Below are 19,103 nucleotides of genomic sequence, written 5' to 3' on the forward strand. Positions count from 1 at the left end.
TACCTAATAAACAGCATCAGATAAACCTGGGGAATTTTTGCCCCAGAGTCGGGTAAAGGTCGGGTAAAAGAAGGGGGAATGTCGTCAGCTGGCAGGCAGCAGGTGAACCACGCGGAAGGTCAATTGTACGCAGGTGCCCTCGCCTTCACTGCTGGTCAGCCGCACTGCGCCACCGAAGCGCTCCATGATCCGCTTGACCAGCACCAGGCCCACGCCCAATCCGCCTTGCTTGGTGGTGAAAAAAGGCTTCATGGCCATGTGCAGCTGCTCCTCGGTCATGCCCTTGCCACTGTCACACACGCGCAGGATCAAGGTCTTGCGGTTAAGGCTGACCTGCTCGATGCGCAAGGTGCCGCCTTCGGCCATCGCTTCCAGCGCGTTGGCGATCAGGCTGTTGAAGATCTGCCCCAGCAATACCGATTGGCTGAACACCTGCACACCCGCCAGCGGGTCTACCTGGACCACGATGCCCTGGCGCTTGAGAGGCAGGGAGAAGGCCTGCAGGCTGTCTTGCAGGACCCGTTCCAGCTCCACCGGCGCGGGCTCATCGTTGAGCGGGCGCAATGACTGCAGCAATTGGCGAACCCAGTGCGACATCCGATCGACCTGGCTGATGATGTCGCCAATGTTCTTCTGGGCCGGGCCCTCCTCGAACTCCTGGGCCAGTTCCGCGCTGGAGCGGATGCTGGCCAGCGGGTTACGCAGACTGTGGGCAACCGCTGACGACATCTCGCCCAGCGCCACGTAGGTTTCGTTGTTGATCAAGCGCTTTTGCTGCAGCGCCAATTGCCGGTTGGCGCGGTACATCAGCCAGAACAGCCCCCCATAGACCAGCGTCGCGCCCACTGCGACGGCCAGCCAGATCAGCAGCAGGCCACGCTCGATACGCAGAATCAGGTCACGGGGCTCCTTGTAGATCTCCACCATGGCCGTGACGTTCTCGCCATCGGCATCGAACAGCGGAATGTAGTTCTCGATGAACAGTTGCTCAGGCGGGGTGATGAACTTCTGCTCGCTGCGCCCCTGGTCAACGTCGTGGTAGCTGGCCGAGACCCGCACCTTGTTTTCAAAGGCGGTATCGAGGTCTTCATCGGATTCGATCATCTTGCCCACCAGCGCCGGGTTGCTTGACCAGATCACCGTGCGATCCGGCGCATAGATGTTGGCCAGGAGCATGTCGGGCAGGTTGGCCACATGGTCGAGAAACTCGCCCCGGGCGCTGCGCCGGGCCTGGGGATCGACATCCGGGTAGCTCAGGTCCAGCCGCGGGTCGAGCAATTCGCCCATGGTGCGCACGTTGGGAATGGACACATGGCGTACCTCGGCCGCGGCGATCGCCTGGATGAACTGCGCGGTCAACAGCGCATCGCGCTCGACGCTTTCGTTGATCACGAAGCGGCTGGAAATCAGCCCCAGGCCCACCGCCACCGAGAGGATGATCGCCAGGCTGACAAAGGCATACCAGCGCAGCAGGTTAAAGGGCCGCTTGCCCGTACCGGCGGGGTGCGAGGTTTCTTGCAGGGGTGGCGAATCCAGGCGTGATTGCAGGTCCATCGCGAACTCCGGCAGATGACTTCTAAGGTTATAGCCCAGTTCCCGAATTTACCCCGTGCTGTTCCCCCAATCGCCCCCAACCCTGGGTCATCGGCCCCGGCCACTGACACGCCGAAAACACCCCCGACGGCCCTGTAGCCCTCGCGTTTGGCGTGTTTGACAACATTGGTATGGAACTTGCCGAGCTTCCTGCAAAGGCCCCACGCCCATGGGCTCGATTGCAAGAGGGAAGACTCATGCACCGTCCACCCCACACGCTGGCTTTACGGATCCAGGCACCGGCCCAGGCCGCGCCGTATGCAGTAGCCCCTGGGCCCTACCTCGCCGCCTGGCATCGGGATACCCACGGTCGAATGCTCGACCTGTACCTGAGCAACAGCACGACGGTGGTGCCGACCTCGGCACCGACGGCGACCATCCGCAGTAGTCAGGGCACCGTTCGTACCGTGCCGGTCACCGTGCAGTAACCGGCAACAACAGGAGAAACGACCATGGCGCGCCTGACCAGCCTACTGCTTTGCCTGACCTTGATCGGTCAGGCCGCCCTGGCCGATGACCTGATGGATAACGCCGACCTCGCCGTTGGCGGTGACCTGGGCGAACCGCTGTCGATGCTGCCACTGCCCGCCGGGCAACAGGCGTTGATCGATCAGAACGGCCAGTCCAACCGCGCCGCCATTGGCCAGGATGGCCAAGCCCTGTTGGGCCGGATCGTCCAGTCCGGCGGGGCACAGGAGGCGTACATCCTGCAGCAAGGCAGTGACCTGATGGCAACCATTACGCAGCAAGGTTACGGCAACGACGCTTCGATCACCCAGAGCGGCAGTAACAACCGGGCCCAGATCGAGCAATACGGAAATAGCAACAGTGCCAGCATCGTTCAAGCCGGTACGGGGCTCTCAAGCTCCGTGATTCAGGCCGGTAGCGGGCAGCACGTGCAAGTCAACCAATACCGTTAAACCTGGAGGCAACACCATGTTCAAGCTCGCTCCCCTCAGCGCCGCCATTGTTCTGGCCCTTGCCGGCCAGGTCATGGCCGACAGCCAGTCCACCCAGAACCAGACCGGCACCGAAAACATTGCCGAAGTCAAACAGACAGCCGCTCCCAAGAGCACTGCCACCCAGAACCAGGTCGGCGTGGGCAACAACCACATGGCCGTTCAGCAAGGTGGCGACAGCACCATCAACCAGAGCACTGTGGGTGACTACAACGCAGGCTATGCCGAGCAACTGTACGAGTTCGGCAGCCAGATCAACCAGCAATCATCCGGCACCACCAGCAACACCCACGCCAGCCAGTCCCTGGGCATCGAGAACCAGTCCCTGCAGACCCAGGAAGGCAACGGCAACTTCTCGTTCGTCTACCAGGACGCCCAGACCAGTAGCCAGGCCACCACCCAGCAGTACGGCAACGACAACCGCGCCTTTGCCGAGCAACTGAACCCCACCCTGGCCACCAGCGGCATCAACAGTGCGCTGATCATCCAGGCGGGCACCAACAACTATGCCGCTTCCGAACATATCACCCACAACAGCGGGCAGATCGGCATCTACCAGACCGGCGACGACAACTGGGCCTATGGCGACCAGCGCGACGGCCAGGGCGGTACCGTCACCATCAACCAGATCGACAAGGGCAACTCCACCGAAGTCTGGCAGGACTCCCAGCTCAGAAGTGAGGCAACCATCACCCAGATCGGCCAGACCAACGAAAGCGTCGTCGACCAGAGCTACGGTAGCAACAACGTCACCAGCGTTTTCCAGGTTGGCGACCTCAACGCCCTGTATGCCGATCAGTTTGAGGCGATCGGATCGCTCTCCACGCTGGTGCAATCGGGTTCGGGCAACCTCAGCTACACCTACCAGACCGGCGAAAACCATGTGCTCTCGGTCACCTCCTCCGGTACAGGCAACACGGTCCTGGCCAGCAACTGGAAAGGCGACAAGAAGGGTGGCCAGTTCGGCAGCGGTCAACGCGCCGAGATCAACCAGTCCGGCATGGGCAACAGCGCCAACCTGACCCAGAAGGACACCAACCAAGTGGCGCGCCTGAACCAGAACGGCAAGGACAACGTTGTCGAAGTGATCCAGGCCGACGTCAACAACGAGCTGTACTTCGATCAGAACGGCAGCGACAACTTGCTGATCGCCGACCAGCGCGGCAACGACAACTATGCCGCCGGTACCAGCATTGGCGTGAACAACAACATCAAGCTGGACCAGTCCGGCACCGGCAACCAGAGCTACACCTGGCAGCTGTATGGCGACAACAACAAAGCCACCATCACCCAGACCGATGGCGTCAACGTTGCCTACGTGACCCAGGGCGGCTCGGGTAACCAGGCCATGGTCGATCAGAGTGGTGCGAGCATGACGGCCACCGTCCAGCAGTTTGGTGACCGCAACCAGGCCACGGTGTTGCAGCAGTAAGCGCTTTCGCGGGGCAAGCGCGCTCCTGAAGCGCGTTTGCCCCGCGATCAACCACCCCGAATTTTCCCGCTTGGCCGCTACCACCGATGGGGGTGATAGCGGTCCTTTTTCTTTATGCCCTGCCACAACCCACGCCCCAGAGCCTCGCCTTAAAATTGGTTCTTTACGGATTGTCGGGAAAGTTTGGCTTGGGTGGCGGTGGCGGTGGCGGTGGCGGTGGCGGTGGCGGTGGCGGTGGCGGTGGCGGTGGCGGTGGCGGTGGCGGTGGTGAGCTTATCCATTTTGTGTGGTGGTGCCACTGGCCCCTTCCGCCCTTACGGCGGGTTCCTTTGGCAAACGCCCCAAAGGAACACAAAGGTCTCGCCCCACCAGGGGCCCTGCGCTTCGCTACGGGTCCCCTCGCTACGGTGTCGCTACGGGGCATTGCGAGCTACGACTTGCTTCGCCAAGTCTACGCTTCGCAACTTCGGCCACGGCCGAAGGCGCTTCGCGCTAGCCCCTCCACGACACCTACGCTCGGCCCTTCTGGTTAACGGGGCGGGTGGATCAAGATCAAGAGCACAATTCGCTGCGCTCTTGCTTTTGGACCACGGTGAGTCAGTAAGCACCGCTCTTTTGCTTTTGCTTTTGATCTTGCTTTTGATCTACCTGCCCCGTTAACCAGAAGGGCCGAGCGGAGGTGTCGTGGAGGGGTGAGTGCGAAGCACCTTCGGCGTTAGCCGAAGTCGCGAGACGTAGAGTTGCTTGCAACTCGTAGGCCGCGATACCCCGTAGCGACACCGGAGTGAGGGGACCCGGAGCGGAGCGTAGGGCCCCTGGTGGGGCGAGAATTTTTTGCTTACTTTTTTTTTCGACTGAAAAAAAGTAAGGCGCCGTAAGGGCGCAAAGGTGACTGGGCGCCGCCTTGGCAAATGGATAAGCCCGCAGCACTCAACGCCACAAATCCACAAATCCACAAAGAACATCAAACCCGTAAATCCGTGAAGAGCCTTAAAATTTTATTTCTTTCCTGACACCTTTACTTGCGAATGATAATCCATATCATTCTCGACCTTCCGGGCGTTCTGGCCTTTTGCCATTCCGCTCACTTTAGGTACCAGGAGAGATCTGACATGGCGTCGCGCTTCACATTCTGCCCCTTGAGTCTTGCCGTGCTGGCAACGCTGGGCACCACCTCCCTCACCGCTGCTCCCCTGCCCCTGGATCATGGCGAAGTCCAGGTCCAGCCCACCGACCTGCCGGTCGCCGGCAGCCGCCAGGCCATCGAACTGGAAGACACCCGGGTGCTGGGCACCGCCGAGGAGGAACTCAAGCAAGCGCCGGGGGTGTCGATCATCACCGCTGAAGACATCAAGAAGCGCCCGCCGGTCAACGACCTGTCCGACATCATTCGCCGCGAACCGGGGGTCAACCTCACCGGCAACAGCAGCAGCGGCGCCCGCGGCAACAACCGCCAGATCGACCTGCGCGGCATGGGCCCGGAAAACACCTTGGTGCTGATCGATGGCAAGCCCTCCACCTCGCGCAATGCCGTGCGCTATGGCTGGAGTGGCGACCGCGACACCCGCGGCGAAACCAACTGGGTACCGGCTGAAGAAGTCGAGCGCATCGAGATCCTGCGCGGCCCGGCAGCCGCGCGCTACGGCTCCGGCGCCATGGGCGGTGTGGTGAACATCATCACCAAGCGCCCGACCCAGGATTATCGTGGTTCGATGACCGTCTACAGCGTGTTTCCCGAAGATGACGCCGAAGGCATGGGCAAGCGCGCCAACTTCAGCCTCAGCGGACCGATCAGCGACGACGTGATCTTTCGCGTGTACGGCAGCCTGAACAAGACCGACGCCGACGACATGAAGATCAACAGCGACCACCAGGCCTTTGAGGAGTCCTTGATGGCCGGCCGCGAAGGCGTGCGCAACAAGGACGTCAATGGCCTGGTGAGCTGGAAGATCGACCCGTCCAACACCGTCGACCTGGAATCCAGCTACAGCCGCCAGGGCAATATTTTTGCCGGCGACACCATGCTCAACGCCGGTGGCGAGTTCGTCGAAAGCCAGGTGGGCAAGGAAACCAACGTGATGCAACGCTCAAGCTTCGCCGGCACCCACCGCGGCGACTATGACTGGGGCACCAGCACGGCATCGCTGTCCTACGACCTGACCCGTAACGAGCGCCTCAACGAAGGCCTGGCCGGCTGGGGCGAAGGTGCGCCGTCCGACGGTGCCGGTCGCTTTGAATCGCGCCTGCGCAACACCCGCGCCACCGGCGAGATCAACCTGCCGCTGAGCGCAGGGCTCGAGCAAGTGCTGACCCTGGGTGGCGAATACCTCTACGAGTCGCTCAACGATCCAGGCTCCCTGCGCCCGCAAAGCTATGACCCAGGCAGCGAACTGTCGGGCTTTGACCGCGCCCAGACCAAGAGCACCGCGCACAGCTACGCCCTGTACACCGAAGACAACATCGAGGTCGGCAGCAACACCATCGTCACCCCGGGGCTGCGCTACGATCACCATGAAGACTTCGGCGGTAACTGGAGCCCGAGCCTGAACGCCTCGCACCAGATCACCGAGGCACTGAGCATCAAGGGCGGTATCGCGCGCGCCTACAAGACGCCGAACATGTACCAGTCCAACCCCAACTACCTGCTCTATAGCCGCGGCGGTGGCTGCAACTCCAGCGAGCTGAACAACGGCGGCTGCTACTTGCTGGGCAACGCCAACCTGGACCCGGAAACCAGCGTCAACAAAGAGCTGGGCCTGGCCTACGACAAGGGCACGTGGCGCACCAGCGCGACCTACTTTCGCAACGACTACAAGAACAAGATCGAGGCCGGCAACCAGACATTGTTCCGCCTGCCCAACGGCCGCCGCATCCTGCGCTGGGAAAACACCGACAAGGCGGTGGTAGAAGGTGTGGAAGGCAACGTGTTCATTGCCCTGAGCCCAAGCCTGGACTGGAACACCAACTTCACCTACATGATCGAGTCCGAAGACAAGAAGACCGGTGAACCCCTGAGCATCATTCCCGAATACACCGTCAACACCACGCTGGACTGGAACGCCACCGAGAAGCTTTCGTTCCAGATCAACGGCACCTATTACGGCAAGCAGGAGCCACCGAGCTACAACGCCCGCGCCAACGAGGCCCTGGACAAGAATGTGCAGAAAGAGGTCGAGCCCTATGGCCTGGTGGGTATCAGCAGCGGCTATGAATTCAACAAGCACTTGAGCGTGCGCGTCGGCGTGAACAACCTCTTCGACAAGCGCCTGTATCGCGAAGGCAATTCCGATGAGGCTGGCGCACTGACCTACAACGAACCCGGTCGCGCTTACTACGCCTCCTTTACTACCTCTTTCTAAGGTCCTACACCAGGCCGGCGATAAAACGTCGGCCTGCACCCCAAGATTTATCGTTTTAGCATCATTAGTTTGTAGGAATACTCTCAGTTTTAGCCCGTTTTAATCCACGCCAGCACACTTCCTATACTATCGCTCCTTAATTCGACATATCGTGGGCGCCCTTCCGGCTACGGCCAGATTTACCTTCCTGAACCACTCGGGAATTAGCCCCACAGACCCGATTATGGAGTTGCACAATGACCTCGGTGTTGATTGTTGAGGATCATGCGATAGTTCGCTATGCGTTGATTACCTTGCTTGAACGCGATCGCCATCAAATCGTCGGTGAAACCGCCGATGGCTCCAACGCCGTAGCGTTGGCGCGCAAGCATTGTCCAGAAGTAGTGATACTTGACCTTGGCCTGAAAAAAATGGACGGCCTGAGCGTGCTCAGGAGTCTGCGCACCCTCGCCCCGCCCCCCCGGGTGCTGGTGCTCACCGCTCAGCCCGCTGACCTGTTTGCCCGACGTTGCCTGGATGCCGGTGCATCGGCATTCGTCGCCAAGGACAACGACCTGACGGCCGTCACCTTCGCCATGGACGCGATCCTCAAGGGCTACTCGCTGTTCCCTGACCTGTCGAACTTTCGCAGCCCGCTCAAGAGCGAAGCGGAACGCCTGTCCAAACTATCCGACCAGGAGTTGAACGTACTGCGGCTATTGGCACGGGGAGAGTCGAACAACGAAATTGCCGACCGCATGCTCCTGAGCGCGAAGACCATCAGCACCTACAAGACCCGGATCATGGAGAAGCTCGAAGTCAGCTCGCTGGTAGCCTTGTTCGAGCTGTCCAGGCGCAACGCGCTCTGAACCGCCCATGCACCTGCTGACTGTACTGCTGCTCGGCAGTTTGCTTGCCTTTTTGCCGCCCCCTTCCCATGCCGCGGACACTGGCGAACCCCGCCAGTTGTTGGCACGCTCGGTCAGCAGTAGCGTCGCGCCGAACCTCTCGCCTGAAGACCGGCGCTGGCTGAGCGACAAGCAGCGGCTACGCCTGGGCACGTCATCGCCCGACTACCCCCCCTTCGATATCAATGTCAGTGACAACGAATACGAGGGGTTGACGGCCGACTTCGCCGGGCTGATCAGCGAGCTGTTGGGCATTCCCATCGAGGTTCGCCGTTTTGCCAATCGTGACCAGGCCGTCGCTGCCCTGCAGGCGGGGCAGATCGACCTGCTTGGTAGCGCCAACGGCTTCGAGGCGGCGCACGCGCACCTGGTGCTCAGTCGTCCCTACACCGACGACCAGCCGGTGATCGTGACCGCCGCCGGCAAGCGGCTGCCTGCCGATGCCTCCCTCGACGGCTTGCGCCTGGCCATGGTCGACCATTACCTGCCCACCCACACCGTCAATGACCTGTATCCCCAGGCCAGGCTGCAACTGTACAACTCGGTGCTGGCCGGCCTTTCAGCCGTTGCCCTGGGGCAGGCCGACGCGTTCCTCGGCGACGCGGTCAGCAGTGACTACCTGATTACCCGCAACTACCTGGGCCGCGTGCAGATCGATCACTTCATCAAGAACGTCCGTGGTGGGTTCGCCCTTGCCATGCTCCGTGAAGACACCACCCTGCTACGCCTGGTGAATCTCGCCCTGGGCGGTATCAGCGACAGCGAGCGCTTGAACATCCTGCGCCGCTGGACCGGTGGCAGTGCCAGAGTGCTGCTCGATCGCAGCACACTGGACCTCGACGCCGCCGAGCGTGCCTGGATCGAGCAGCATCCCGTGGTGCGGGTCGCCTTCAACAAGTATTTCGCGCCCTTGAGTTTCTATGACGACAACCAGCAATTTCGCGGCATCACAGCCGATGTGCTGGAGCAGGTCAGCCTGCGCACAGGGCTGAAGTTCGACATCCTGCACGTGGATTCGCTGGCCGACCTGGTCGCCCGGGTCGAGCAAGGCAGCGCCGATGTTGCCGCCGCCCTGGCGCCAAGCCCCGCGCGCGAAGCGACATTGCACTTCAGTCGGCCCTACCTGATCAGCCCGCGCGTGCTGGTCACCCGCAACAGCCCTGGTGCGGTACAGAGCGCCGAGCAACTCAAAGGCAAGCGCCTGGCCCTGCTGCGCGGCCACCCCCTGAAAGCCGAACTGCATGCGCAATTCGCCCCCATCACGCTGGTTGAAGTCGATGACCCGTTGACGCTGATGGAGCATGTGGTGGAGGGCAAAGTCGACGCCGCCCTGGCCTCGCAGAGCAACGCCGCCTACTTCATCAGCCGGATGTTCAAGGACCGCCTGCACATCGCCACGATCCTCAGTGACCAGCCGGGTACCACACACTTCGCCGTCGGCCGTGACGCCACGGTGCTGCACTCGATCCTCAACAAGGCCCTGCTCAGCATCGCGCCGGACGACATGGCCAAACTGACCGGCCGTTGGCAGACCAATGCACTGATCAGCGACAGCCCCTGGTACAACTACCGCAAGCTGGTGGCGATGATTGTGCTGGGCGCCGGCCTGGTGATCAGCGCTGTGATTCTCTGGAACCGCTACCTGCGCAACGTACTCAAGGCGCGCAGCGAGGCCGAACAGGCCTTGCAACAGGAGCTGGGCTTCAGTCAGCGATTGCTTGAGCAATTGCGCGTGGCCAAGGACCAGGCGGAACAGGCCAGCCGGGCGAAAAGCACCTTCCTGGCCACCATGAGCCATGAAATCCGTACCCCCATGAACGCGGTCATCGGCCTGCTGGAGCTGGCGATCAAAGAGGCCGAGCACGGCCAGGCCGACCGCGAATCGCTGCAAGTCGCCTTCACCTCGGCCAACGGTTTGCTGGAACTGATCGGCGACATCCTCGATATCGCACGCATTGAGGCCGGGCACATGACCCTCGCGCCCCAGGCAACGGACCTGAACACCCTGGTCAATGCCACCGTTCGAGTATTCGAGGGCATTGCCCGGCTCAAGCGCCTGCACCTTGGCACTGATCTGCAGACGACCGGGCAAGCGGTGCTGGTCGACCCCGTGCGCCTCAAGCAGGTCCTCTCCAATCTGCTCAGCAATGCACTCAAGTTCACGGAGCACGGCAGCGTCACGGTGGGCATGCAAGTCGATGACCGCCAGGCAGGACACCTGGCCGTTACCTTGTGGGTCAAGGACACCGGCATCGGAATCAGCGCCGACGACCAGCAACGCTTGTTCCACAGTTTTTCCCAGGTCGCCCCCCAAGGCACGCGGCAAGGCGCCGGCCTGGGGCTGGTCATCAGCCGCAACCTGTGCCAATTGATGGGTGGCGATCTGCAGCTGTACAGCAAAGAAGGCCAAGGCACGCGCATGCAGGTCACGCTCTTGCTGCCCGTGGCCGAGCCCATTCAGTGCCCGGAGCCTGAACCGGTCTCACTCCCCCTCCAGACACCCCGGCAGTCGATCCTGATTGTCGACGACTACCCCGCCAACCTCATGTTGCTGGAACGGCAATTGGGCGTGCTCGGCCATGAGGTCCACCTGGCGCAAGACGGCGAGCAAGCGCTGGCGTTGTGGCAAGCGCAGCCGTTCGATGTGGTCATCACCGACTGCCACATGCCGGTCATGGACGGCCATCAACTGGCGCGGCGCATCCGCCTGCTTGAGCAACAGCAGCAACGGCCTGCCTGCCTGATCCTCGGCTTGACGGCCAATGCCCAGGCCGAAGAGCGCCAGCATTGCCTGGACAGCGGCATGAACGACTGCCTGTTCAAACCCATCAGCCTGAACGAGCTGCGCCATCATCTCTATTCGGCTATCGCCCCCCTCCCCCGGGCCGCCACGCCGCTGGACGAGCATGCCAGCGGCTTCGATGTCGACAAATCTCAGGTACCTGACACTGGGCGACCCGGCATTGGTCGAGCGTTTGCTGCACCAACTGGCCCAGAGCAACCATGAAGACCTCAAGGCCCTGCATGCCCTGGGCCCGCAGCCTTCACGCCAGGCCATACGTGCCTTCGCCCACCGGATCAAGGGCGGGGCCAAGCTGCTCAAGGCCCGGGGGGTGGTACGCCACAGCGAGGCACTGGAACAGGCCTGCGTGGGCGGCGCGGCGAACGATCAACTGTACGCCAAGCTCGCCACCCTGGAGAAAAGCCTGCGGGCCCTGGACCGACAACTGAAACAGGGCCGCACGACCTGACCTTCCTCAGTGCAGTTGCAAGGTCGAGTTGATCTGGCTGATGGCATCGACCACATGTTGCGAGCCCTGCTGAATTTCCAGGATCACCTCGCCGGCTTCATTGGCCAGCTCCACCCCCAGGCCGGTCTGGCTCAAGCTGGATTGCATGCTGGCCACTGCAGTCAGCGACAAGTCGTGGTTCTGGCGCACCACCTCGACAATTTCCAGGGTGGCCTTGCTGGTTCGCGCCGCCAGGCTGCGCACTTCGTCGGCGACAACGGCAAAACCGCGACCGTGCTCGCCTGCCCGGGCAGCCTCGATGGCGGCATTGAGGGCGAGCAGGTTGGTCTGGTCGGCGATGCCGCGAATGGTCTGGACGATCTGGCCGATCAGCTCCGACTGTTTACTGACGGCATCAATGCTGCGAGCCGCGGCATTGAGGTTCTGGGAAATTTCCTCGATCACCTGCACTGTCTGCTGTACCACCTGCGACCCCTTTCGCGCGCAGGCATCGTTTTGTACCGAGGTGGCATGGGCGGCTTCGGCGGCTGTTTGCTGGGTACTGACCTGGGAGGTAATGTCGCTGGCGAACTTGACCACCTTGTGCAAGCGGCCGCGGGTGTCAAAGATCGGATTGTAGGAGGCTTCCAGGTACACCATCTGCCCCAGCTTGTTGACCCGTTCAAAGCGATGCGAATGGTATTCGCCGCGGTTGAGCGAGGCCCAGAAGGCTTTGTAGGTCGCCGACTCGCTTTCGCTCCTGTGGCAGAACAGGCTGTGATGCTGGCCGACGATCTCGTCTTCGCGGTAATGCATGGTGTCGAGAAAGTTCTGGTTGGCCTTGATCACCCGGCCCTCAGGGGTGAACTCGATCACTGCCATGGAACGGCTGATGGCCTTGACCAGGCTTTCATTCTCGTGGTCGCGGTTCACCCGCTGGGTAATGTCGCTGGCCACCTTGAGCACACGGGTAACCTGCTGGCCTGGCCCGAACACCGGCATGTAACTGGCTTCCAGCCAGACTTCCTGGCCCTGGCGGTTGAGGCGCATGAACGTCCCGCTGACCGCCTCGCCTCGCCCCAGGTCACGCCAGAGTTTCCGATAGGCCTCGCTGTTGGCGTAGTCCTGCTCGCAGAAAATCCGGTGGTGCTTGCCGCAGATCTCCCCGGCGCTATAGCCCATCGCCTTGCAGAAGTTGTCGTTGGCCTCGAGGATGACCCCGTCAGGGCTGAACTCGATCATCGCCATGGAGCGGCTGATGGCGGCCAACTTGTCACTCATCCCGGCCATTGCCCGGGTGCATTGCTCGATTTCAGCCAGATCGGACTTACGATGAAAATCAAACATCGGACTACCCTCTACGCTCAGGACGTTACGAGATGCTGCTGAGCATAGATAAAGCTTTGTGCCGTGCAAGCACGTTGATATCACTCCCCCCATAGAGGGTGGGGCGGGGGTTCAACTGCTTTCGCGTACCACCAGCTCAAAGCCCAGGTCCTGGTTGTGCACGGCCGCGCGCTTGCCATCGAGCAGCCCCAGCAATGCCTGGGCAGCACAGCGACCAATGGCGGCGCGCGGGGTACGGATCGAGGTCAGGCGCGGGACCATGTGCGCCGAGGCTGGCAGGTCGTTGAAGCCGACCATCGCCACCTGCTGCGGCACCTTGATCCCCAGGCGCAGCGCCTGAAGAATCGCGCCCTGGGCCAAGTCGTCGTTGCAGAAGAAGATGCCGTCAACGTCCGGCTGTTGCGCCAGCAACTGACTGAACAGTTCCCCGCCCAGGCCAATGGATGAGGGTTGCGGCGACAGCACCTGCAGTTCGTCGGAAAATCGCCCTGCGGCGACCAGCGCCTGGCGAAAACCCTCGGCGCGCTGCATCACCCGTGGGTCCAGCTGCGCCGCGATAAAGCCCGGGCGCTGGCAACCGCGCTCAAGCAAATGGCGCGCAGCGGCAGCGCCGGCCTGTTGCTGGGAAAACCCCACCGACATGCCCTGGGCCTCGACCCCCAGCTCCATCATGTGCACGCAAGGCACGCCACTGGCGCTGAGCATCTGCTTGGCCGCCTCGCTGCGGTCGAACCCGGTGAGCAGCATGCCGCGTGGCTGGTAGGCCAGATAGTTGCGGATCAGGTTCTCTTCTTCGGCGATATCGTAGTGATAGTTGCCGATCAGTACCTCAAGGCCACGGGGGCGCATGACCTCGTGGATGGCCTCCAGGGTCTCGATGAACAGTTGGTTGGACAGCGAGGGGATCAGCACCACGATCGACTCGCTCTGCGCCGATGCCAGCGCCCGGGCGGCAGGGTTGGCCACATAGCCCAGGGCGGTGGCGGCCTGCTTGACCTTCTCCACCAACTCCGGGGCAACCGTGCTGACCCCGCGCAGGGCGCGGGAGGCGGTGATCGGGGAAACCCCGGAAAGCCTGGCGACTTCAGCCAGGGTGGGACGACCGGTAGTACGGGAGCCGATGCGGGTCATGGGGAGGTTTTATTTTCGACTTGCAAAGAATGGGGAACGGGCACTAAGGTAGCGCTGTCTCAGAACACAGGCAATGCATAACTGCAGGTGACCTGAAATGAGCATCCAGACTGCTTATACAAAATCAATAACATCTGGGTGGGGAGCGCCCGAGGCACCTGTCGCCTCGGCCAAAGATAGCGCTATCTCACCCTGCAGGAGGTACCGATGAACCCACCCCTGTCCGCGATCGTGGTAATGGGCGTAGCTGGCTGCGGCAAGAGCTCCGTCGGTGCCGCCATCGCCGGCCAAAGCGGCGGCCGCCTGATCGAAGGCGATGCCTTCCACCCCGCTGCCAATATCGCCAAGATGAGCGCCGGAATTCCCCTGGACGACGACGACCGTGCCGGTTGGCTGATCCGTCTGGGCGAAGAACTGCAGGCCACCCTCAAGGCCGGCGAACGTCCCATCCTCACCTGTTCGGCGCTGAAAAAGCGCTACCGCGACGCCCTGCGCCATGCCGTACCGGACCTGGGCTTTGTGTTTCTCGATCTCACGCCTGAAGAAGCCAGCCGCCGGGTGCTTGCCCGCCCCGGGCACTTCATGCCGGCCAGCTTGATCGACAGCCAGTTCGCCGCCCTTGAACGCCCCGACGGCGAAGCCCTGACCCTGCCCCTGGATGCCACCCTGCCGCTGGACCAGATCGCTGTGCGGGTGGACCTGTGGCTAAAGCCCTGCGGTGAACCGGTACTGGCGCGAACGGCCTGACCTGGCGGTTTCTCGGCTCACCAAAGATAGCGCTATCTCACCCCGTAAATGCTGCAAATGCTCCGCCCACAACAATGACAAGACGAGGCACTGAACCATGTTCGGTTTGGCAACTGATACCTACCTGCTGCTCGATGCAGTGGTCACCATCATCGGCCTGGTGCTGCTGATCACTCACTTCAAAGTCCACCCTTTCGTCGCCCTGACCCTGGCCGCCGGCTTTCTCGGCCTGACCTCGGGCATGCCGGTGGCCAAGGTCATGAAGTCGTTCCAGGACGGTTTCGGTGGTGTACTGGGATTTGTCGGCATCGTTCTGGCCCTGGGCACCATGCTGGGCAAGCTGATGGCCGACTCCGGCGGCGCCGACCAGATCGCCCAGACGCTGATCAAAGCCTTCGGCAAACAGAAAGTGCATTGGGCCATGATGTTTGCCGCCTTCCTGGTCGGTATTCCGCTGTTCTTCGAGATCGGTTTCGTGCTGTTGATCCCGCTGGTGTTCATCGTCGCCCGGCGCTCGGGCGTGTCGCTGATCAAGATCGGTATCCCGTTGCTGGCCGGCCTGTCGGTGGTGCACGGCCTGGTGCCGCCGCATCCGGGGCCGCTGCTGGCCATCGGCATCTTCAATGCCGACATCGGCAAGACCATCTTCTATGGCCTGATCGTCGCCCTGCCTACCGCCATCATTGCCGGGCCGCTGTATGGCAACTTCATCTCCCGCTACATTCCCGGCTCGCCCTCGCAGGAGCTGATGGACCAGATCGCCCGGGAGTCGGAGCAGAAGAACCTGCCCAGTTTCAGCGTGACCCTGATCACCGTGCTGTTGCCGGTGTTCCTGATGCTGCTGAAAACCTTCGCGGACGTGGTCCTGCCGGCCGAGCACATCGTGCGTCAGTGGATGGACCTGATCGGCCACCCGATCACCGCCCTGCTCGCTGCCTTGCTGCTGGCCTTCTATACCTTTGGCGCGGCCAGGGGCTTTTCCCGCCAGCAGATCATGAAATTGCTCGACCAGAGCCTGGCGCCGACCGCCGCTATCGTGCTGATCGTGGGTGCCGGCGGTGGTTTCAAGCAGATGCTGGTGGATACCGGGGTGGGCAATGTCATCGGCCAGATGGCCGTGCAAGCCGAGATTTCGCCGATCATGCTGGCGTGGCTGGTGGCGGCGGTGATTCGCATTGCCACCGGCTCCGCCACCGTGGCAACCATCACCGGGGCCGGCATCGTCGCACCGGTGATCGGCATGATGCCCGGGGTCAATCGTGAGTTGCTGGTGCTGGCGACCGGGGCGGGCTCGTTGATTCTGTCGCACGTCAACGATGCCGGGTTCTGGCTGGTGAAGCAGTACTTCAACATGACCGTGGCCGAGACGTTCAAGACCTGGAGCATGATGGAGACCATCCTGTCGGTGGTCGGCATCATCTTTATCATGTTGCTGTCGTTGGTGGTGTGAGGGCTGATCGCGGGGCAAGCCCGCGTCTACCGGGCGTAATCCTGTAGGAGCGGGCTTGCCCCGCGAAAGGTCGGCACAGCCAGCCAATCAGGTGTTGCCTGAACCATTGATCGCGGGGCAAGCCCGCTCCTACCGACGGGTAAGAGCGGGTGTGCCCCGCGATGCCGTTAAAAGGCTGCCTTGAAAATCGCCTCGATCTCTTCCTGGCTCGCCGGCCGTGGATTGGTCAGCCCACAGGCATCCTTCAGGGCATTGCCGGCCAGGGTCGGCACATCCGCCTCACGCGCACCCAATACCGCCAACCCGGCCGGGATATCAATGGCCCGCGACAGGTTCTCGATTGCGGCAATCGCCGCATCACTGCCCTGCTCCGCGCTCATGCCGCTGACCTCCACCCCCATGGCCTTGGCCACATCGCGCAGGCGCGCAGCGCTGACCTTGGCGTTGAAGCGCTGCACATGGGGCAGCAGCACCGCATTGCACACCCCATGGGGCAAGTCATAGAAACCGCCGAGCTGGTGCGCCATCGCATGCACATAGCCCAGCGAGGCATTGTTGAAAGCCATACCGGCCAGGAACTGGGCATACGCCATGTTCTCGCGCGCCTGCAGATCGCTGCCGTCGGCCACGGCCTGGCGCAGGTTGTCGCTGATCAGCTCGATGGCCTTGATCGCGCAGGCGTCGGTAATGGGCGTTGCCGCCGTGGAGACATACGCCTCGATGGCATGGGTCAGCGCATCCATCCCCGTTGCCGCCGTCAGCCCCTTGGGCATCGCGGCCATCAGCGCCGGGTCGTTGACCGACAGCAGGGGCGTGACGTTGCGGTCGACGATGGCCATTTTCACGTGGCGGGCTTCGTCGGTGATGATGCAGAAACGGGTCATCTCACTGGCGGTGCCCGCCGTGGTGTTGATCGCAATCAGCGGCAGTTGCGGCTTGGCCGAGCGGTCGACACCTTCATAGTCGCTGATATGCCCGCCGTTGGTGGCGCACAGGGCAATGCCCTTGGCGCAGTCATGGGGCGAGCCACCGCCCAGGGAGATCACGCAATCGCAGCGCTCGCGCTGCAATTGCGCCAGGCCCTGTTCGACGTTGGCGATACTGGGGTTGGGCTTGGCGCCGTCGAAAATCGATGAGTCGATGTCGCGCATGGCCAACAGCTCGGCAATGCGCGTGGCGACACCGGCCTTGGCCAGGCCCGTGTCGGTAACGATCAGCGCCTTGCGCAGTCCGTAGCCGGCTATGGCGGCCATCGCTTCGTCCAGGCAATCAATGCCCATGATGTTGACGGCGGGGATGAAGAACGTGCTGCTCATGGCGAAACCCTCGTGCAATATTCCATTGCCTTCAGGATCCGCCTATCCGGGCTGCCCCGTGTTGATCTGGGGCAAGCCGCGCTCAGCCCAGGAACAAGCGGTAGGCCGGGTTGTCAGTCTCATCCCAGTAGCGATAGCCCATGTCGTCCAGCGCTTGCGGCAAGCCGGCCTGCTCCTCGTCAGGCACCTCCAGGGCAGCGAACACTCGCGCCTCGGCCGCGCCATGATTGCGGTAGTGGAACAGGCTGATGTTCCAGCGTTTGCCCAGCCGCTCCAGGAACCCCAGCAACGCACCCGGCCGCTCGGGAAACTCGAAGCGCATCACCCGCTCATTGGCGCCGGGGCCGGCATGGCCGCCCACGGTATGCCGCACGTGCAGCTTGGCCAGTTCGTTGTCGGTCAGGTCCAGCACGCTGTAGCCCTGCTCGCGCAAGTTGGCCAGCAACTGGTCACGGGGGTCGTTTTGCGGATGGGTCTGCACCCCGACGAACAGCCGCGCTTCCTTGCCGGGGTAGTAGCGGTAGTTGAACTCGGTGATCTGGCGCTTGCCCAGCGCCTGGCAGAAGGCGCGAAAGCTGCCGGGCTGCTCGGGGATGGTCACGGCGATGATCGCTTCGCGCTGTTCACCCAGTTCGGCGCGCTCGGCCACATGGCGCAGGCGGTCGAAGTTGACATTGGCGCCAGAGTCGATGGCCACCAGGGTCTGGCCCACGGCGTGCTCGCGGGCCACGTACTTCTTGATCCCGGCCACCGCCAGCGCCCCCGACGGCTCGGTGATCGAGCGGGTGTCGTCGTAGATGTCCTTGATTGCCGCACACAGTTCATCGTTGCTGACCGTGATCACTTCATCCACATAGTGCCGGCACAGCTCGAAGCAGTGGGCGCCGATCTGCGCCACCGCCACGCCCTCGGCGAAGCTGCCGACCTGCGGCAGCACCACCCGCTCACCCGCCGCCATGGCCGCTTGCAGGCAGTTGGAGTCCTGGGGCTCGACACCGATCACCTTGACCTGCGGGCGCAGGTATTTGACGTAGGCGGCGATGCCGGCGATCAGCCCGCCGCCGCCCACCGGCACGAAGATCGCATCCAGGGCGCCGGGCTGCTGGCGCAGGATCTCCATGGCCACCGTGCCTTGACCGGCGATCACGTCCGGGTCGTCGAACGGCGGGACGAAGGTTGCGCCTTCACTGTCGGCCAGTTTCAGGGCATGGGCCAGGGCATGCGGGAAGCTGTCGCCGTGCAGCACCACTTCCCCGCCGCGCGACCGCACGCCGTTCACTTTCAATTCCGGAGTGGTGGTGGGCATCACGATGGTTGCCCGCATGCCCAGCTCACGGGCAGCCAGGGCCACACCCTGGGCGTGGTTGCCGGCTGAAGCGGTGACCACCCCGCGCTCGCGCTGGACCGGGCTCAGGCGGCTGAGGCGGTTGTAGGCCCCGCGGATCTTGAAGGAGAACGTCGGCTGCAAGTCTTCACGCTTGAGCAGCACCTGGTTGCCCAGGGCCAGTGACAACGCCGGTGCAGGCTGCAATGGCGTCTCGATCGCCAGGTCGTACACCGGTGCAGCAAGAATGCGCCGCACGTAGTCGGACAGCAGGTTCAGCGACGCGGACGGTGTGCGAGGGCTAACGGCAAGGCTGGTCATCGGTGAC

15 protein-coding genes and 1 pseudogene are annotated in these 19,103 nt (G+C 62.6%); 9 read left to right on the forward strand and 7 right to left on the reverse strand.

Translation table 11 applies throughout. The features are described 5' to 3' along the window. Positions 1–84 precede the first annotated feature (84 nt). A complete protein-coding gene (locus U9R80_RS15525) occupies positions 85–1,554 on the reverse strand; it encodes a sensor histidine kinase (RefSeq protein ID WP_301843396.1) in 1,470 nt (489 codons plus the stop codon). Between the two features lie 236 nt (positions 1,555–1,790). Between U9R80_RS15525 and U9R80_RS15530 the strand changes: the two genes are divergently transcribed. The 3 genes from U9R80_RS15530 to U9R80_RS15540 are packed head-to-tail and all read left to right on the forward strand — an operon-like array spanning position 1,791 to position 3,984. Next, positions 1,791–2,021, forward strand: a complete 231-nt coding sequence (locus U9R80_RS15530) for a hypothetical protein (protein WP_301843397.1) — start codon at positions 1,791–1,793, stop codon at positions 2,019–2,021. A gap of 24 nt (positions 2,022–2,045) precedes the next feature. Further along, the gene (locus U9R80_RS15535) at positions 2,046–2,513 is read left to right on the forward strand and encodes a curlin (protein WP_301843398.1); all 468 of its coding nucleotides are present in this window, start codon (positions 2,046–2,048) and stop codon (positions 2,511–2,513) included. Positions 2,514–2,529: 16 nt separating this feature from the next. Further along, complete coding sequence (locus U9R80_RS15540) at positions 2,530–3,984, forward strand: curlin (RefSeq protein WP_301843399.1); 1,455 nt, start codon at positions 2,530–2,532, stop codon at positions 3,982–3,984. Between the two features lie 149 nt (positions 3,985–4,133). Here U9R80_RS15540 and U9R80_RS15545 read toward each other — a convergent pair whose 3' ends face one another. Continuing rightward, on the reverse strand, positions 4,134–4,265 hold the full coding sequence (locus U9R80_RS15545) for a hypothetical protein (RefSeq protein ID WP_301843400.1): 132 nt from the start codon (positions 4,263–4,265) through the stop codon (positions 4,134–4,136). 831 nt (positions 4,266–5,096) lie between these two features. Here U9R80_RS15545 and U9R80_RS15550 point away from each other — a divergent pair. From U9R80_RS15550 to U9R80_RS15565, 4 genes are all read left to right on the forward strand, one after another. After that, on the forward strand, positions 5,097–7,343 hold the full coding sequence (locus U9R80_RS15550) for a FepA family TonB-dependent siderophore receptor (protein ID WP_301841169.1): 2,247 nt from the start codon (positions 5,097–5,099) through the stop codon (positions 7,341–7,343). 236 nt (positions 7,344–7,579) lie between these two features. Further along, the gene (locus tag U9R80_RS15555) at positions 7,580–8,191 is read left to right on the forward strand and encodes a response regulator transcription factor (protein WP_301841168.1); all 612 of its coding nucleotides are present in this window, start codon (positions 7,580–7,582) and stop codon (positions 8,189–8,191) included. Positions 8,192–8,198: 7 nt separating this feature from the next. Further along, positions 8,199–11,237 carry a transporter substrate-binding domain-containing protein gene (locus U9R80_RS15560; protein WP_301841167.1) on the forward strand — a complete coding sequence of 1,013 codons (3,039 nt, stop codon included), beginning with the start codon at positions 8,199–8,201 and terminating at the stop codon, positions 11,235–11,237. Further along, positions 11,152–11,481, forward strand: coding sequence for an Hpt domain-containing protein (locus U9R80_RS15565; protein WP_301841166.1), 330 nt, complete (start codon positions 11,152–11,154; stop codon positions 11,479–11,481). The genes U9R80_RS15560 and U9R80_RS15565 overlap by 86 nt, the downstream gene beginning before the upstream one ends. Before the next feature lie 6 nt (positions 11,482–11,487). Here the strand turns inward: U9R80_RS15565 and U9R80_RS27335 are convergent, their stop codons facing one another. The 3 genes and pseudogenes from U9R80_RS27335 to U9R80_RS15575 form a co-directional block, all read right to left on the reverse strand. Then, positions 11,488–12,060, reverse strand: a complete 573-nt coding sequence (locus U9R80_RS27335) for a methyl-accepting chemotaxis protein (protein ID WP_442964978.1) — start codon at positions 12,058–12,060, stop codon at positions 11,488–11,490. A 12-nt stretch (positions 12,061–12,072) separates the two neighbouring features. Continuing rightward, a pseudogene (locus U9R80_RS27340) lies at positions 12,073–12,900 on the reverse strand (PAS domain-containing protein); the annotation flags it as partial. 18 nt (positions 12,901–12,918) lie between these two features. Next, positions 12,919–13,938 (reverse strand): LacI family DNA-binding transcriptional regulator, encoded by a 1,020-nt coding sequence (locus tag U9R80_RS15575; RefSeq protein WP_301841164.1) that lies wholly within the window; start codon positions 13,936–13,938, stop codon positions 12,919–12,921. A 207-nt stretch (positions 13,939–14,145) separates the two neighbouring features. Here U9R80_RS15575 and U9R80_RS15580 point away from each other — a divergent pair, with 207 nt between their 5' ends. Continuing rightward, complete coding sequence (locus U9R80_RS15580; RefSeq protein ID WP_301841161.1) at positions 14,146–14,685, forward strand: gluconokinase; 540 nt, start codon at positions 14,146–14,148, stop codon at positions 14,683–14,685. 97 nt (positions 14,686–14,782) lie between these two features. Then, complete coding sequence (locus U9R80_RS15585) at positions 14,783–16,135, forward strand: GntP family permease (protein ID WP_301841158.1); 1,353 nt, start codon at positions 14,783–14,785, stop codon at positions 16,133–16,135. A 167-nt stretch (positions 16,136–16,302) separates the two neighbouring features. Here U9R80_RS15585 and yiaY read toward each other — a convergent pair whose 3' ends face one another. Together yiaY and ilvA are read right to left on the reverse strand one after the other, a co-directional pair. Further along, the gene (yiaY, locus tag U9R80_RS15590) at positions 16,303–17,451 is read right to left on the reverse strand and encodes an L-threonine dehydrogenase (protein WP_301841156.1); all 1,149 of its coding nucleotides are present in this window, start codon (positions 17,449–17,451) and stop codon (positions 16,303–16,305) included. 82 nt (positions 17,452–17,533) lie between these two features. After that, positions 17,534–19,096 carry a threonine ammonia-lyase, biosynthetic gene (ilvA, locus tag U9R80_RS15595; RefSeq protein ID WP_301841155.1) on the reverse strand — a complete coding sequence of 521 codons (1,563 nt, stop codon included), beginning with the start codon at positions 19,094–19,096 and terminating at the stop codon, positions 17,534–17,536. Between the last annotated feature and the right edge of the window lie 7 nt (positions 19,097–19,103).

This window comes from Pseudomonas sp. JQ170C (genome assembly GCF_035581345.1).
Lineage (GTDB): Bacteria > Pseudomonadota > Gammaproteobacteria > Pseudomonadales > Pseudomonadaceae > Aquipseudomonas.

Coding starts and splice junctions, on each gene's coding strand:
- yiaY (WP_301841156.1), bottom strand. CDS start 17,451: ATGAGCAGCACGTTCTTCATCCCCGCCGTCAACATCATGGGCATTGAT.
- ilvA (WP_301841155.1), bottom strand. CDS start 19,096: ATGACCAGCCTTGCCGTTAGCCCTCGCACACCGTCCGCGTCGCTGAAC.
- U9R80_RS15535 (WP_301843398.1), top strand. CDS start 2,046: ATGGCGCGCCTGACCAGCCTACTGCTTTGCCTGACCTTGATCGGTCAG.
- U9R80_RS15580 (WP_301841161.1), top strand. CDS start 14,146: ATGAACCCACCCCTGTCCGCGATCGTGGTAATGGGCGTAGCTGGCTGC.
- U9R80_RS15545 (WP_301843400.1), bottom strand. CDS start 4,265: ATGGATAAGCTCACCACCGCCACCGCCACCGCCACCGCCACCGCCACC.
- U9R80_RS15540 (WP_301843399.1), top strand. CDS start 2,530: ATGTTCAAGCTCGCTCCCCTCAGCGCCGCCATTGTTCTGGCCCTTGCC.
- U9R80_RS15550 (WP_301841169.1), top strand. CDS start 5,097: ATGGCGTCGCGCTTCACATTCTGCCCCTTGAGTCTTGCCGTGCTGGCA.
- U9R80_RS15555 (WP_301841168.1), top strand. CDS start 7,580: ATGACCTCGGTGTTGATTGTTGAGGATCATGCGATAGTTCGCTATGCG.
- U9R80_RS15565 (WP_301841166.1), top strand. CDS start 11,152: ATGTCGACAAATCTCAGGTACCTGACACTGGGCGACCCGGCATTGGTC.
- U9R80_RS15530 (WP_301843397.1), top strand. CDS start 1,791: ATGCACCGTCCACCCCACACGCTGGCTTTACGGATCCAGGCACCGGCC.
- U9R80_RS15560 (WP_301841167.1), top strand. CDS start 8,199: ATGCACCTGCTGACTGTACTGCTGCTCGGCAGTTTGCTTGCCTTTTTG.
- U9R80_RS15585 (WP_301841158.1), top strand. CDS start 14,783: ATGTTCGGTTTGGCAACTGATACCTACCTGCTGCTCGATGCAGTGGTC.
- U9R80_RS15525 (WP_301843396.1), bottom strand. CDS start 1,554: ATGGACCTGCAATCACGCCTGGATTCGCCACCCCTGCAAGAAACCTCG.
- U9R80_RS15575 (WP_301841164.1), bottom strand. CDS start 13,938: ATGACCCGCATCGGCTCCCGTACTACCGGTCGTCCCACCCTGGCTGAA.